10 protein-coding genes are annotated in these 14,515 nt (G+C 74.3%); 3 read left to right on the top strand and 7 right to left on the bottom strand.

All coding sequences use genetic code 11. The features are described from left to right. Positions 1-29: 29 nt before the first annotated feature. Positions 30-6,014, bottom strand: coding sequence for a TIR domain-containing protein (locus tag ACIG36_RS11610; protein ID WP_399925592.1), 5,985 nt, complete (start codon positions 6,012-6,014; stop codon positions 30-32). Between the two features lie 64 nt (positions 6,015-6,078). Here ACIG36_RS11610 and ACIG36_RS11615 point away from each other — a divergent pair, with 64 nt between their 5' ends. After that, the gene (locus ACIG36_RS11615) at positions 6,079-7,281 is read left to right on the top strand and encodes an SLC13 family permease (protein ID WP_399925594.1); all 1,203 of its coding nucleotides are present in this window, start codon (positions 6,079-6,081) and stop codon (positions 7,279-7,281) included. Here ACIG36_RS11615 and ACIG36_RS11620 read toward each other — a convergent pair. From ACIG36_RS11620 to ACIG36_RS11640, 5 genes are all read right to left on the bottom strand, one after another. After that, positions 7,271-8,173 carry an inositol monophosphatase family protein gene (locus tag ACIG36_RS11620; protein WP_399925596.1) on the bottom strand — a complete coding sequence of 301 codons (903 nt, stop codon included), beginning with the start codon at positions 8,171-8,173 and terminating at the stop codon, positions 7,271-7,273. The two genes, ACIG36_RS11615 and ACIG36_RS11620, sit on opposite strands and share 11 nt — an antisense overlap. Continuing rightward, positions 8,154-8,846 carry a hypothetical protein gene (locus ACIG36_RS11625; protein ID WP_399925598.1) on the bottom strand — a complete coding sequence of 231 codons (693 nt, stop codon included), beginning with the start codon at positions 8,844-8,846 and terminating at the stop codon, positions 8,154-8,156. The genes ACIG36_RS11620 and ACIG36_RS11625 overlap by 20 nt, the downstream gene beginning before the upstream one ends. Before the next feature lie 3 nt (positions 8,847-8,849). Further along, a complete protein-coding gene (locus ACIG36_RS11630; RefSeq protein WP_399925600.1) occupies positions 8,850-9,812 on the bottom strand; it encodes a hypothetical protein in 963 nt (320 codons plus the stop codon). A gap of 68 nt (positions 9,813-9,880) precedes the next feature. Beyond that, entirely contained in the window at positions 9,881-10,438 is a 558-nt protein-coding gene (locus ACIG36_RS11635; protein ID WP_399925602.1) for a L,D-transpeptidase, read from the bottom strand. 53 nt (positions 10,439-10,491) lie between these two features. Beyond that, positions 10,492-11,931, bottom strand: coding sequence for an NAD(P)/FAD-dependent oxidoreductase (locus ACIG36_RS11640; RefSeq protein ID WP_399925604.1), 1,440 nt, complete (start codon positions 11,929-11,931; stop codon positions 10,492-10,494). Positions 11,932-12,107: 176 nt separating this feature from the next. Here ACIG36_RS11640 and ACIG36_RS11645 point away from each other — a divergent pair, with 176 nt between their 5' ends. Together ACIG36_RS11645 and ACIG36_RS11650 are read left to right on the top strand one after the other, a co-directional pair. Beyond that, the gene (locus tag ACIG36_RS11645) at positions 12,108-12,920 is read left to right on the top strand and encodes an aldolase (protein ID WP_399925606.1); all 813 of its coding nucleotides are present in this window, start codon (positions 12,108-12,110) and stop codon (positions 12,918-12,920) included. 1 nt (position 12,921) lies between these two features. Beyond that, on the top strand, positions 12,922-13,815 hold the full coding sequence (locus ACIG36_RS11650) for a dihydrodipicolinate synthase family protein (protein WP_399925608.1): 894 nt from the start codon (positions 12,922-12,924) through the stop codon (positions 13,813-13,815). Positions 13,816-13,832: 17 nt separating this feature from the next. Here ACIG36_RS11650 and ACIG36_RS11655 read toward each other — a convergent pair whose 3' ends face one another. Further along, positions 13,833-14,408 carry a helix-turn-helix domain-containing protein gene (locus ACIG36_RS11655; protein WP_399925610.1) on the bottom strand — a complete coding sequence of 192 codons (576 nt, stop codon included), beginning with the start codon at positions 14,406-14,408 and terminating at the stop codon, positions 13,833-13,835. Between the last annotated feature and the right edge of the window lie 107 nt (positions 14,409-14,515).

Below are 14,515 nucleotides of genomic sequence, written 5' to 3' on the forward strand. Positions count from 1 at the left end.
GGCCGGCCCGGGGCGCCTGTCACAGGGGGTCACAGGGGTTCGTCCGGAGCCAGGCGGCGGACGCCCGGCAGGTGGTCGTCCAGTTCGCCGGGCTCGAACCGGCACATCCCGACCACGTGCCAGAACTCGCCCGCGACGTCCCCGTCGAACTTGTAGCCGCCCGAGGGGGACAGCGCCGCCCAGCCGCCCGGCACCCCGATCAGGGTGGCCCGCGCGGTCGGTGTGCCCTCGGCCGGGACCGTCCACAGCCGTACGGTGCCGTCCTCGCCGCCGCTGGCCAGCAGCGTGCCGTCGGGGCTGAAGGCGAGGGTGAGGACGCGGCCCGTGTGGCCCGTCAGACGGCCGGTCTCCCGGCCGGTCAGGGGATCCCAGAGGCGGATGCTCCGGTCGTCGCCGGCCGTGGCCAGCAACGGGCGGGCGGGGTGGGCGGCGGCGGTCCACAGCCTGCCGGAGTGGCCGCGCAGCCGGTGGCGGAGGACGCCGTCCTGCCAGACGATGGCCTGCCCGTCCCAGGAGGCGCTGGCCAGCCAGGCGTCGCCGGGGCCGTGGACCACCGCGTACACGCGGTCGGTGTGGCCGGGCAGTTCGGCGACCGGGCGGCTCGCGGCGAGGTCCCACAGGCGGACGAAGCTGTCGTCGCAGCCGGTGGCCAGCATCGAGCCGTCGGCCGTGAAGGAGATGGAGCGCACCCGGCCGCGGTGCTGGTCGAGGGTGGTCACGTGCGCGCCCGTGCTGCGGTACCACAACCGCACGGTGTCGTCGTCGTTGGCGGTGGCGAGGATCTGCCCGTCGGCGCTGAACGCCTCGGCCCAGACGTGGTCGGTCTCGGCGTCGATCTCGCGCTGGTACTCGCCCGTGGCGGCGTTCCACAGGTAGACGTCGCCGTCGCTGCTGGGCGTGGCGAGCAGGGGTGTGCCGGGGGTGAACACGGCCGAGACGAGGCGGTCGTTGTCCCCGGTGAGCTCGCGCAGCCCGCGGCCGGTGGCGGGCTCCCAGAGGCGGACCACTCCGTCGTTGCCGCAGGCCGCCAGGTGCGTCCCGCCGTCGTCGAACGCCAGGCCGACGACCTTGCGGCCGTGGCCGCGCAGGATGTTCCCGCCCCGGCCGGTGGCGGTGTCCCACAGCCGCACCGCCCCGTCGTTGCCCGCGGAGACCAGCAGCGGGGCGGGCTCCTGGCCGCCGGTGCCGCCGTGCGGGCGGAACCGGCAGGCCCATACGGACCCCTGGTGGTCGGCGGGCTGGCGGCGCAGTGCGGTGGCCGACCAGCCGGGGCCGCCCGCCGGGTCCTGGGTGACCCGCCACAGACGGACGGAGCCGTCGCTGCCGCCCGCGGCCAGCATGCCGCCCTCGGGGGCGAACACCACTTGGTAGACGGCCCCGTCGCTGCGCAGCGGGGCCCCGGCGGAACGTCCGGTGCGCGGATCCCACAGCAGGACGTGGCCCTCGGTGTCGCCGCTGGCGAGCAGTTCGCCGGAGGGGTGGAAGTCGAGGGTGTAGACGCGGCCGGGGTGGCCGGCGCAGGCGTGGCGCAGCCGGCGGGCGGCGACGTCCCAGACGCGGACGGTGCCGCGGCCGTCCTCGCCCATGTCGCCGGTGGCGAGCAGGGTGCCGTCGGGACTGAAGGAGGCGCGGAAGACCGCTCCCTGGTGGCCGGCGAGTTCGCCGAGCGGCCGGCCCGAGCGGGTGTCCCACAGGCGGACGGCCGCGGCGGCGTCGCCGGTGGCCAGGACCGAGCCGTCGGGGCTGAACACGGCGGTGTAGACCGGTGCCCGGTGGCCGGGCAGCCGGTGGACGGGCGTGCCGCTCGCGACGTCCCACAGGGTGACGGTGCCGTTGGCGTCGCCGGTGGCCAGGGTCGTCCCGGTCCGGTCGAGGGAGACCGGCCACACTCCGCCGGGGTGCACCTCGAGCCGGTGCAGGCAGGCGCCGGAGACCGGGTTCCACAGGCGTACGGTGCCGTCGGCGCCACCGGTGGCCAGGACCGAGCCGCGGAACTTCACCGCGTAGACGCGGCCCATGTGGCCCTGGAGGGTGCGCAGGGCGGTGCCGGTGGCGGCGTCGCACACCAGGACGCCGCCGTCCTCGCTGCCGAGGGCGAGGAGTTCGCCGCCGGGGCTGAAGGCGACGGGTTCCGGCAGGCGGCTGGTGCGCATGTCGAAGCCGTAGGGAACGCCGACGGCGGGGGGCCGGAAGCCGGGCTCGGCGGGCAGGCCGGGGGCGACGGCGGCGGCCCGCAGTTCGGGGGTGTCCAGGACGTCGGGGCCGGCGAGCGCGTTGATGAGGGCGGCGCGGTGCCATCGGCTGCCGGTGACACGGGCGCCGCGCAGGTCGGTGCGGACGAGCCGGGCCCGGCGCAGGTCGGCGCCGCGCAGGTCGGCGCCGGAGAGGTCGGCGTCGTCCAGTCGGGCTCCGGACAGGTGGGCCTCGCGCAGGACGGCGCCGGAGAGGTCGGCGCCGACCAGGCCGGCGTCGGTGAGGTCGGCTCGGGTGAGGTCGACGCCGGAGAAGTCGCGGTAGGAGAGGTCCTCGCCGGCCAGGACGGCGCCGCGCAGGTCGGTGTGGGCCGGCACCCGCAGCCTGCTGAGGATCTTGACGGCGTTGGCGCGGGCGGTCTCGCCGACGGCCCCGTCCGCCGTGCCCACCTCGCCGGCCAGCGCCCGTTCGGCCCACTGCTGGCAGGTGCGGTGGTCGGCGAGGTCGCACAGGAACTCCACGGCCAGCCGGCTCAGCGGGTGGCGGGCGAGGAGGTCGGCCTCCCCCTGGTCGCCGCGGCCGAGGCGGGCCCCGGCCTCCCGGGCGACCAGCCATTCGACGACGGAGCCGTGGATGAAGCGGAAGAGGCCGTCGTCGGTGCGCACCAGCAGGCTGCCGGAGCCGACGGCGTGCGCGGCCTGGGGCACGGACATCCTGGTGCCGGCGAGCTCGGTCAGCACCTCGGCCACGTCGTGGAGTTCGTCCAGTCGCAGGGCGCTCTCGCCGCTCTCCCACAGGCGCAGGGCGAGCGTGGTCACGGCTCGCCACAGCTGGGCCAGGGTCAGGCCGGGCGGGCTGCCGGGGGCGCCCTGGCCGCGCCGCTCCTCGAACCGCAGCCAGGAGGTGAAGACCTCCTCGTACAGCCCGGCCGGGCTCAGGGCGCGCCCGGCGCCGGCGACGGCGCGCAGCCGCTCGTGGTCGAGGTCGGCGACGAAGCTGAGCAGGCGGGGGTTGCGGCAGAGCGCGAGCAGGTCGGGGATGCCCTCCAGCAGCCGTACGCGGCGGTCGGCGGCGTGCTCGTCGCCGTAGCGGTTGACGAGGTAGGAGCGGATCTGTTGCGGGGTGAACTCCTGGACGGCCAGGACGCGGCGCTGCGGAAGCAGGCCGACGCGCTCGCCGAGGGCGGTCAGCACCTGGGCCCGGGAGCGGAAGTGCTGGGTGCGGCTGCTGACGACGATCTTCGCGCTGTCGACGGCGGCGTCGAGCAGTACTTGCAGGTGGTCGGCGGCGCGGTCGTAGCTGACCTGGTTGACGAGTTCGTCGAAGCCGTCGAAGAGCAGGACGATGCGGCCCTGGCGGAGCATGTAGCGGAAGGCGCGCAGGTCGATGGTGTCGACGCCGTGGCCGGCCAGGTGGGCGGCGACGAGGCCGTCGAGGGTGTGGGCCTTGTCGAGGGCGCTGAGCTGGATCAGCAGGGGCACGAGGTGGGGCAGTTCGCCGGGCAGGCGGCGGGCCAGCTCGCGCAGGGCGAAGGTCTTGCCGTGCCCGAAGTCGCCCAGGAGCAGCAGGAACCGGCCGTGGTCGGCGTCGAGCAGGCGCAGCATGTCGTCGACGAGGCCGTCGCGTTCGACGCCTGCGGGGCGCTCGAGTTCGCGGTAGCGCTGGGGGAGGTAGAGGGCGGGCCGGTACTGGGGGTCGTCGGCCAGCCGCCGGGTCTGGGCGGCGACGTAGCCGCGCAGGTCGAGCAGGCCCTGGAAGGCGGTGAAGCTGCGGACGAGGACGCCGCGGCGGCGGGCGCGTTCGCGCAGCGCGCGGTCGGGTGGCGGCCCGTCGTGGACGAGTTCGGCATCGGGTTCGGTGTCGGAGGCGTGGATGTGGTCGATGAAGCGGTCGACGTCCTCCTCGCCGGGGGTGCCGGAGCAGACGCCGACGCGCTGCTGGCGCACGAAGCCGGCCTCGGTCCAGGTGACGAGCAGGCTGGGCGGGTCGCCGGGGATGCGGCGCAGCTGGACGCCCTGGTGGCGGATGCGGCAGACGTCGGCGACGCGTTCGACGAGCGCGTCGAGGGGGCCCTGGACGGCGCGGGTCTCCGGCCCGGGGCCTGTCGCGGCGGCCTGCGCGGCGGGGTCGTCGGTGCCCGCGGGGTGCGTGGGGGTGTCGTCGCCGGAGGCGGGCGGGAAGGCGTGGTGGGCGGCGCGCCAGGCGACGGCGTGGGTGCGGGGTGTCCCCTCGGGGTTCTCCGGCCAGCGGGTGAGGCCGTCGCGGGTGAGCTGGAGGAGCCGGTGCCGGGCGGGGGCGGCGGTGCCGAGGACGGGCAGCTCGCGGGAGGCGAGGGGCAGGAGGGTGGCGGAGGCGGTGGGCGTGCCGGCGGTGCGGTGGTCGCCGGTGGGGCCGTGCAGCAGCAGGTGCAGGCGGGGGGCGGTGAGCCGGGCGAGGACGTCGGTGTCGCGGAGGGGCGGCGTCGCGGCTGGGCGCCGCCCGGGGCCCGCGCCGCGGCTGCCGTCGAGGCCCAGGGGGCGTCCGGGGCCGCGCGGGGTCCTGGGGCCGGTGCCGTCGGCGGGTTCCGGGCCCGCGTCGAGCGGGCGGGTGGTCTCCGGGGGGTGGCGCAGGGCGCCGAGGCGCAGCCAGCCCTCCTGTTCGTAGGGGCGCAGCGCCTGGGCGAACCAGGCGGCCTGTTCGGGGCCGATCCAGCCGTACTGGTCGTCGGTCCGGTGGCTGTAGGCCATCGAGGAGTTGATGCCGGCGACGACGGTGCGCAGGGCGGGGACGGGGAACAGGCTCCAGGGCTGGTCGCTGTCGAAGACGATGCCGAGGCCCTGGTAGAGCTCCTGGAACAGCCGTGCGTAGTGGCGCCACTTGGGCCAGTAGGGCGGGCGGGGCTGCATCTCGTCGGCTTCGCAGGTGCTGAAGTAGGCGCGGCAGGCGGCCTGGTTGACGTCCTGGCCGCCGGGTACGACGGCGAGCCGGTCGGCGGCGAGGCCGAGGCGGGAGCGCAGGCCGGTGAGGAAGTTCAGTGCCTGGTCGCACTCGCGGGGGCTGCCGGAGGCGGTGAGGTCGCCGGTGACGACAAGCAGGTCGGGTGCGGGGGCGCCGGCGTCGGTCAGTTCGACGAGGTCGCCCCAGATGGCGGCCTGGAGTTCGGCGGGGTCGGCGCCGCGGCCGAAGCTGGGCCCGGCGAGGTGGAGCACGGTGACGCCTTCCCCGGCGCGGCCTCCTTCGGGTGCCTGCGGGTAGCCGGGCGGGCTTGCGGGGCGGCGGCGGCCGGCCCAGCCGGGGCTGCCGGGCTGCCGGTCGGGCGGTGCCGGCGGGGCGCTCGGCACGGCGTGGGTTGGGTCGTTCGGGTGGCCGGGGAAGCGGGGGTGCCGTTCGGGGCGGGCCCGGCCGTCGAGGGCGTGGCCGACGCGGGTGAGCAGCAGCTCGCGGGCGGCGGCGGTGTCCTGGACGCCGACGAGGTCGACGTAGGTGATGGTGGCGAGCAGGCCTTCGACGGGGATGTCCTCGACGCGGACGGTGATGAGTCGGCGTTCGGGGGCGTCGGGGTCGGCGCGCAGCGCGGCCTGCCATTCCATCCGGCCGTAGCGGGAGCGCTCGTAGTTGCGGGAGAGGACGGCGATGACGGCGACGGACTCGCTGACGCCGCGGTCCATGAAGTCGACGAAGTTGGTGCCCGGCACGAAGTCCCAGGCCTGCAGGACCGTGCGGTAGCCGGCCTCCTCCAGGGTCCAGGCGATCCAGGCCGCCCAGCGTTCGTCGGCGGGCGAGTAGCTGATGAAGAAGTCCAACAGCCGGTGCTGCCCGGCGACTTCCTGGCGTGCGACCATGGCTCCCATCCTAGGAACGGTCTCCCCCGGGGTCACTGTGTTCGCACGAATGCGATGCTGTGCGATGCTCTTGCCCGTGTCCGCCTTACGACGTCTGCATGTGCTGGACTGGTTGGCCGGTGGGGTGCTGGTCTGCGGTCTGTTGTGCCTGGCCACGGGTCTGCTGCCGGCGGCGCCCGCGGGGGAGGCGATGGTGCGCATCGCCCCGCTGCTGGCCTTCCTCGGCACGGTGATCGTGCTGGCCGAACTGACCAGCCGTGCCGGGGTCTTCGACGTGGTGGCGGCCTGGGTGGCGCGGGCGGGGCGCGGGAGTTACCCGGTGCTGTTCGTGTTGTGCGTGGTGTTCGCGTCGGTCACGACGATCACGCTCAACCTCGATACGACGGCGGTGCTGCTGACGCCGGTGATGCTGGCGCTGGCGGGGCGGGTGGGGATCGCGGCGGTGCCGCTGGCGATGACGACGGTGTGGCTGGCCAATACGGCCAGTCTGCTGCTGCCGGTCTCCAATCTGACGAACCTGCTGGCCGCGGACCGGGTGGCGTTGTCGCCGATGGGCCTGGCGGCCAGGATGTGGGCGCCGCAGCTGGCGTCGGTGGCGGTGACGATGATCTGCCTGTGGCTGTTCTACTGGCGGCGCGGCGCCCGCGGTGCCGATGCCTATGTGCCGCCCGCGCCGCACCGTCCCGCGGACCGGGTGCTGTTCCGGGTGTGCGCGCTGGCGTGTGCGGGATTCCTGCTGGCCATCCTGATCGACGCGGTGCCGCTGTGGACAGCGTCGGGCGCGGCCGCCGTGGTCGCGGTGGGTGCCTTCGCGGTGCGGGAGCGGGCGGTGCTGCGGCTGTCCCTGGTGCCGTGGCGGCTGCTGGTGCTGGTGCCGGGGCTGTTCCTGGTGGTGGAGACCGTCGACGTCAACGGTCTGCACGAGGTGCTGGCGTCGGCGGTGGGGCCGGACGGCGGGCTGCTGGGCATGCTGCGGGCGGGGGCGGTGGGCGGCGGGCTGTCCAACGTGCTCAACAACCTTCCGGTCTATCTGGCCGGGGAGTCGGCGGTGCCCGTGGACAATCACGACCAGCTGCTGGCGCTGCTGATCGGCACCAATGTGGGGCCGGTGGTGACGCCGTGGGCGTCGCTGGCGACGCTGCTGTGGTTCGAGCGCTGTCACGCGCAGGGGGTGCGGGTGTCGTTGCGGCGCTTCACGGTCACGGGCCTGGTGCTGGCGCTGGCCGCGGTGCCGGCGGCCGTGGTGGCGCTGGCGGTCAGTGGATGACGGCGGCGGGGCGGCTGTTGTCCGTCCGGCGCGCGACCAGGTCGAGGAGGTAGGGGATGTCCTCGCGGCGGCCAGCGACGAAGCTGCGGTCGGTGTCGGGGCCGTGGACGCCGCCGTGGAACGCGCCGCCGTCCAGCGCCCGGATCTCCAGGCCCGCCTCGGCCGCCAGCAGCATGCCGGCGGGCAGGTCGATGGCCTCGGCGCGGTAGCCGACGAAGCCGTCGATGTCGCCGCGGGCGAGCATGGCCCAGGCCAGCAGGGGCGCCCACAGCTGCAGCACCCGGCGGCAGCGCCCCTCCAGCGCGTCCTTGAGGGCGCGCGCCACGGGGTCGCGGCGGGCGACGGAATGCCCCTGGGTCCAGGCGAGCAGCGGCCCGGCCGGCGACAGCGCACGGCGGGGGCCGGTCAGCCGGCCGTGGGGGCCGTACGCGCCGCCGCCCGCCGACGCCGTCCACGTCCGCCGGGTCACCGGGTCGTGGACGACGCCGACCACGGCGCGTTCGTCGACGCACAGGGCGACGCCGACGACGTAGGCGGGCAGGCCGATGACGACGTTGTTGCTGCCGTCGAGCGGGTCGACGAGCCAGGTGCGGCGGGTGTCCGCGGCGGCCGGGCCGACGGCTCCCGACTCCTCGGCCAGGATCCGGTCGTGCGGATAGTGCTCGCGGATGCGGCGCACCACCACGCGTTCGGCCATCAGGTCGAGGTCGGTGACGACATCTCCCCCGTCGCCCTTGGCCCGGACGCCGTAGTCGTCGTCGAAGCGCGAGCGCAGCAGCGTTCCGGCCTCGCGGGCGGCGGCCACGGCGACCCGGCACTCCGCCGCGAAGGGGTCGGAGGGGGAGCCGGGGTGCCGGGAGGGTGTGCCGTCGTCATCGGGAATGGCGCCCATCGATCCTCCTGAGGACAGTGCGGGCGGTCCGGGCGGTGTGCGCGACGTCGCATGTCTGTCGTACCACCCGGTGGAGGGTGCCATGCAGCGGCCCGAGGCTCAGGTCGCGGCGGCCGGGCAGCGACCGGCCGAGGAGGAGGGTGGCCGCGGCGGTGCCGGGCGGCACGACGGTGGCGTGGAAGTGCCCCGCGGGAAGGGTGTAGATCTCGCCGCCGGTGCTGGTCTCCTCGGGGCCGGCCTCGTACGTCACCAGCCGTTCGGTGGGCCGGATCTCGTCGGTCGCCGAGGCGTCGCTGCGCACTTCGAAGACGCGGTGGGTGGGGGCCTCGGGCCGGTCGTGCACCCGGACCCGCAGATTGCCGACCCTGCCGTACAGCACACAGCTGGCCAGGTCCCAGCTGTGCGCGTGCACCGGTGAGGTGGTCAGGCCCGGTGCCGCCCGGCGCGCCTCGGCGTCGAAGACGTGGACGCACACGCCCCGGTCGTCCTGCCGGTGCACGGGCAGGCAGAGGAATCCGAGCGGGTGGCGGACGGCCCGCAGGCCGCTCCGGCCGGAGGCGATCTCCTCGAGGGCCCCGGAGGCGGCGGCGAGGAGATCGCCGGGCGGCGCGCTGCCGTCGCGGGCCCGGCTCATGGTCTCTTCGAGCAGTCCGTAGTCCACGGGACGTCGCACGGGTCACCTCCGGTACGGGTTCTCCGCGTGCAGTGCCTTGTCGATGATGTCGCCGACGTCGCGGTCGGTGAAGGCCACCGGCAGCGGCAGGGCGAGGCCGTCGAAGAGCCGCAGGACCTCGTCGACGGTGGGTTCCTCGCTCAGCGGCGCGGTGCGGCTGAGGTCGAGGGTGACGGCCTGTTCGCGGCTCTGGTGGAGCTCGGTGACGTAGTAGTCGTAGAGCGGGCGGTCCCTTTCCACCAGCAGGTTGACGCGCTGGGGGTCGTCCTGGGTGATGATCAGGCAGGAGGCGGACAGGTCGAAGCGGAGCGTGGGGACGACCGAGGAGAGGTAGAGGTCGACCTCCAGCGTGTCCAGCCGCTGCCGGTACCAGCAGGCGGCGAGCACCGTGGCGAAGGCCTCCTTGCGGGTGCGCTCGGCGCTCCAGGCCTCGGCGGGCACGGCGTGCATCCGGTGGGCGAAGGTCTGGCGGAAGCGGGCGTAGGCCGCGCAGGCCTGTTCGTCGGCGGGATTGACGATGTCGATCTTCATGGTGAGGGAGCGGCGCTGGCGCTGGGCCTCGCGGACGCAGACCGGCAGGGTCACGGCGCGCAGGTAGGTGCCGGTGCCGCCCTTGAAGACCCAGCGGTCGGTGTTCTGGCGGGCCCGCTCCAGGGCGCTCTCGAGCTCGGCGCCGGAGAGGGAGCGGACCATGGTGAGGTCCTCGAGCGCGTGCCGGGTGCCGCTCATGGCCTGCCGGATGTCGGTGACCCGGCGCCGGCGTTCGGTCAGGGTGCCGAACACCAGCGCGGCCAGCACCAGCAGGATCGCGCCCGAGGTGATGTTGCTGTCGATCTTCTGGTCGAGGATGTCGAGGGTGCCGATGGTCAGGGCGGCGGCCATCGCGAGGACGCCGTCGAGGTTTCTCAGCGTCCAGGCGACGGCCTGCTCGACCCCGCGTCCCAGATCTCTCGCTCCGCGCGCCATCGGCCCCGCCCTTTCCCCCGGTTACGGCAATCGTAGGAGCGGTGCCCGGCCGGGGGCCAGGCTGTGGATCAGCCGTTGACGACCCTCAGGGTCGCCGGCCAGCCATTCCTGTCCAGGGTGCGGTAGAGACTTTTGATGTCCCGTGGGCTGAGCTTGACGCAGCCGTGGGAGGTGTAGTCGGCGTCGCCGTCCCAGCGCCGGTCCTCGGCGGCGCCCTGTCCGCCGCCGCGCGTCATCTCGCTGTGGATGAACAGCTCGGTGCGGTTGACGCCCTGATAGCAGAGCTTGTTGCCCAGTTCGACGGCGTAGCCCTTGATGAGGCTTCCGTCGTAGGCGGTGTGGTGCCGGCCGAGCGGGTACGTCCCGTTGGGCAGCCAGCCGCGGCCGCGTTGGCACTCCTTGTCGTTGACGCCCGACCCGGCGCGGTAGACCGCGATCGTCCGGTTGTTGCGCACGACGCTCAGCCGGGAGTCGGTCGGCGAGTACTTGGTGAACTGCAGCCGGGTGGCCTGCGGGGCCGCCCCCGCGTCGGCGGCGGGGGCGAGCAGGGCGACGGCGGCGAGCGCGGCGATCGCCGCGCCGCCCTTCACGACGGACGTCACCCGCGAGGGCGAGGTGGTGGGCATCGTCATCAACTCCTGGGGTCGACGCGGACGCGGAGGCTGCCGAAGGGGTCCCCTCACTCCCCCGTTTCGGGATGCGTGGGGGGCTCGGTGGGGGTCCACGGGGCGGGGCCGAACAGGACGGCACGGGCGACGGACGGTGCGAACAGGGCCGTGACCGGGGAGGTCAGGGACAGCACGCTGCGGAAGGCCTCGCCGACGACCGGGTCCCCTGTGGCACGGGCCTGCACGCGCCGCAGGTACCAGTCGGCCGGCCGGTCGACGGCGCGCGGGCGCAGGGCGTTGCCCGTGGCGCCCGGCATGTTCTTGTCGGCCCCCGCCGATATGTCCCAGGCCTGGCGGACGGCGCCGAACAGGGCCTTCTGGACGCGGAGCGTCGTGGGCACCCGGCGCCGGTCGGCCAGGGCGTCGCGCAGGACGACGGCGCTGAGCGCGGCCACCGACATGCCCTGCCCGTAGACGGGGTTGAAGGAGCACAGGGCCTCGCCGATGGCCAGGAAGCCGGCCGGGCGGCGGCCGGGACGGTCGTAGCGGCGGCGGATGTTGGACGTCTTGCGGAAGCCGTGGATGGGGGTGTCCGGTTCGGCCTTGAGCAGCCAGTCGTGCAGGACCGGGTGCGGCAGGCGGGCCGCGAAGTCGATGAACCCGGCCTCGTCGGTGGGCGGTTCGGCGCCGCGCAGCCCGGAGAGGATGACCGACCAGCGGCCGTTCTCCAGGGGCAGCAGGATGCCGCCCTGGAGCTGGGTGGGGTTGGGGACGACGTAGATGCCGCGGTAGTCGGGCTCCTCGTCGCGGCCGGAGGAGCGGTAGAAGCGCGTGGCGTAGGCGAGTCCGGTCTCGAGCGTCTCCTCGTGGGGCGGTTCGGCGCCGAGGCCGGTCAGCCACACGGAGGCGCGCGAGGAGCGGCCGGAGGCGTCCACGACGAGGTCGGCGGCCAGTTCGCGGGTGCCCTCCGTGCCCGTCCGCCCGCGTTCGCGCAGGCGGACGCCCCGCACGCGGGCGGCGGTGCCGAGCAGTCCGGTGACCTCGGCGCCCTCGACGGTGGTGATGCGGGGGCCGCTCAGGACGCGGCGGCGCACCAGCCAGTCGGTCAGCGGCCGGGAGCCGGTGAGGATGTGGGTGGTGGCCCGGGTTCTGCGGTACCAGTGGCCGGCCTGCCACTGCATGACGTCGGTGGGCATGGCCACGCGCGGGGCGCCGTGTTCGCGCATCTCGTCGAGGATGCCCGGCAGCAGGCTCTCGAGCGCGCGCTGGCCGCTCTCGAGCATCACATGGGTGTGCCGGTCCTGCGGCACACCCGGGCGGGTCCCGGGGCCGTCGGGGAAGCGGTCCCGCTCCACGAGGGTGACCTTGTCGGCGTGCGCGCCGATCACGTGCGCCGCGAGGAGGCCCGCGAGTCCGCCGCCGATGACGACGGCGTGCCGGGGCGCCCGCCCGCCACCGGCGCGCGGGGCCTCCTCGTGTGACGCGACGTCCGCTCCCGTTGTGTTCTCCATGCCCACCCCATCCGGTCGTTCGGGCCCGTCGACTGCCCGTGCGGGCCACCGTACCGGTCGTGGCGCCGAGTTGGTCGCGGGCCCGGGAACGCCGACGGGATGTCAGGGGGCCTCGACGAGATGACACATGGTGTCCTAAAGTGCATGACGTTTCATCGGCAAAGGAGGAACGACCCATGACCGGCACACTCCGCACCCCGAAGGCCGAACTCGCGGCCCTCGCCCACCGGACGATGCGCGAGGTGATCCCCGACAACGACTTCACCCCCCGCCAGAAACTCGCCCTGACCTGCCGCATCCTCTTCGACGGCGGCCACGACTCCGGCCTCGCGGGCCAGATCACCACCCGCGCCGAGCGGCCCGGCACCTACTGGACGCAGCGCCTGGGCCTGGGTTTCGACGAGGTGACCGAGGACAACCTGCTGCTCGTCGACGAGGACCTGCGCGTCCTCGAGGGCACGGGCATGGCCAACCCGGCCAACCGCTTCCACAGTTGGGTCTACCGCGCCCGGCCCGACGTGGGGTGCGTCATCCACACCCACCCGGCGCACGTCTCGGCGCTGTCCATGCTGGAGAAGCCGCTGATGGTCTCCCACATGGACACCTGCCCGCTCTACGACGACTGCGCGTTCCTCGAGGAGTGGCCGGGCATCCCCGTGGGCAACGAGGAGGGCGAGATCATCTCGGCCGCCCTCGGCGACAAGCGGGCCCTGCTGATGGCCCATCACGGGATGCTCGTGACCGGCCGCACCGTCGAGGAGGCATGCGTCCTCGCCCTGCTGTTCGAGCGCGCCGCGCGGCTGCAGCTGCTCGCGGCCGCCGCCGGCACCATCCGGGAGATCCCCGCGCACCTGGCCAGGGAAGCGCACGACTGGATCTCGGTCGACAAGCGGAACCAGGCGTCGTTCGCCTACTACGCCCGCCGCGCGCTGCGCACGCACCCCGACTGCCTCACCACGGCCCCCGCTGACGCGAAGGACGGTTCCTGACATGGCACTCAACCGGCTCGAGGGCATCATCGCCTACCCGGTCACTCCCTTCGACCGCCGGACGGGCGAGGTGGACACGGCGACGCTCGGCACACTGATCGAGCATCTGATCGACGCCGGGGTGCACGCCGTCGCACCGCTGGGCAGCACCGGCGAGAGCGCCTACCTGTCGGACGACGAGTGGTGCGAGGTGGCCGAGTACACGGTCAAGACCGTCGCCCGCCGGGTGCCGACGGTCGTGGGGATATCCGACCTGACCACCCGTGGCGCGGTCCGGCGGGCGCGGTTCGCCGAGCAGGCGGGCGCCGACGCGCTGATGGTCCTGCCCATGTCGTACTGGAAGCTCGGCGAACGCGAGGTCACCGAGCACTTCGCCGCCGTCGCGGACGCCGTGGGCATCCCGGTGATGGTCTACAACAACCCGGCGACGAGCGGCGTCGACCTCTCCCCCGAGCTCATCGTGTCCCTGTGGCGGCGGATCGAGAACGTCACCATGGTGAAGGAGAGCACCGGCGACATCGGGCGGATGCGCCGCATCCACGAGCTGTCCGAGGGCGGCCTGCCCTTCTACAACGGTTCCAACCCGCTCGCCCTCGAGGCCTTCGCGGCGGGCGCCGCCGGCTGGTGCACGGCGGCCCCCTGCCTGGCTCCCGACGCCGTGATGGCGTTCCACCAGGCCGTACACGCCGGTGACGACGCCACGGCCCGGACGCTGTTCGAGCGGCTGGCGCCCCTGCTGCGGTTCGTCGTGGAGGGCGGGCTGCCGCGCACCGTCAAGGCCGGGCTGGCGCTGCGCGGCCTGGACGCGGGCGAGCCGCGCAGGCCGCTGCTGCCGCTCGGGCCGGAGGAGGCCGGCCGGCTGGCGCGGCTGCTGGAGGCGGACCCGGGCGCGTAGGCTCGGGCGGCCGCGGCTCAGGGCAGGGGCGCGACCGATCCGTCGGCGGTGCCGGCGGAGTCGTCGTGGATGACCACCAGGACGACGGCGCGCTCCCGCCCGACGCTGCGGGAGCGGTGCGGCACCTCGGCCTTGAAGTAGACGCTGTCGCCGGTGCCGAGGGCCACGGTCCGGTCGGGGAAGGCCAGTTCGACCTCGCCCTGGTGGACGAAGAAGAACTCCTCCCCCGGATGGGACTTGAACGACGCGTCGTCGAAGTCCGGTGGCGGATACATCACGAAGGGCGCGAGCGCCTTTCCGCTCACCCCCACCGCGATGCCCTCGTAGGCGGTGGCGGATCCGGTGCCGGCGGCGACGGGTGTGCGCTCGTCCGCGCGCACGACGGTGATGAGCTCGGGTTCGACCTCGTCCGAGAAGAGCCGGCCGACGTCCACGTTCAGCGCCTGGGCGAGCTTCATCGCGGTGGAGATCGAGGGCACGCTCAGCCCCCGTTCCACCTTCGACAGATAGCTCTTGGTCAGCCCGGTCCGCGCGGCCAGGGCATCCAGGCTCAGCCGGTTCTGCTTGCGCAGCACCCTCAGACGGCTGCTCATCGGGTGTCCCCCGTCCACGAACGCATGCCTCATTATCCCCGGCGCCGCCGCCCACCCGGGCTGCGGGCGCCGCGGGGCGCGACGGTGGGGTCGAGGCGATCAAGCCA

This window comes from Streptomyces sp. NPDC053048, from assembly GCF_044547045.1.
In the GTDB taxonomy this organism is placed as follows: Bacteria; Actinomycetota; Actinomycetes; order Streptomycetales; family Streptomycetaceae; genus Streptomyces.

Coding starts and splice junctions, on each gene's coding strand:
- ACIG36_RS11635 (WP_399925602.1), bottom strand. CDS start 10,438: ATGCCCACCACCTCGCCCTCGCGGGTGACGTCCGTCGTGAAGGGCGGC.
- ACIG36_RS11610 (WP_399925592.1), bottom strand. CDS start 6,014: ATGGTCGCACGCCAGGAAGTCGCCGGGCAGCACCGGCTGTTGGACTTC.
- ACIG36_RS11650 (WP_399925608.1), top strand. CDS start 12,922: ATGGCACTCAACCGGCTCGAGGGCATCATCGCCTACCCGGTCACTCCC.
- ACIG36_RS11615 (WP_399925594.1), top strand. CDS start 6,079: ATGCTCTTGCCCGTGTCCGCCTTACGACGTCTGCATGTGCTGGACTGG.
- ACIG36_RS11655 (WP_399925610.1), bottom strand. CDS start 14,408: ATGAGCAGCCGTCTGAGGGTGCTGCGCAAGCAGAACCGGCTGAGCCTG.
- ACIG36_RS11630 (WP_399925600.1), bottom strand. CDS start 9,812: ATGGCGCGCGGAGCGAGAGATCTGGGACGCGGGGTCGAGCAGGCCGTC.
- ACIG36_RS11645 (WP_399925606.1), top strand. CDS start 12,108: ATGACCGGCACACTCCGCACCCCGAAGGCCGAACTCGCGGCCCTCGCC.
- ACIG36_RS11640 (WP_399925604.1), bottom strand. CDS start 11,931: ATGGAGAACACAACGGGAGCGGACGTCGCGTCACACGAGGAGGCCCCG.
- ACIG36_RS11620 (WP_399925596.1), bottom strand. CDS start 8,173: ATGGGCGCCATTCCCGATGACGACGGCACACCCTCCCGGCACCCCGGC.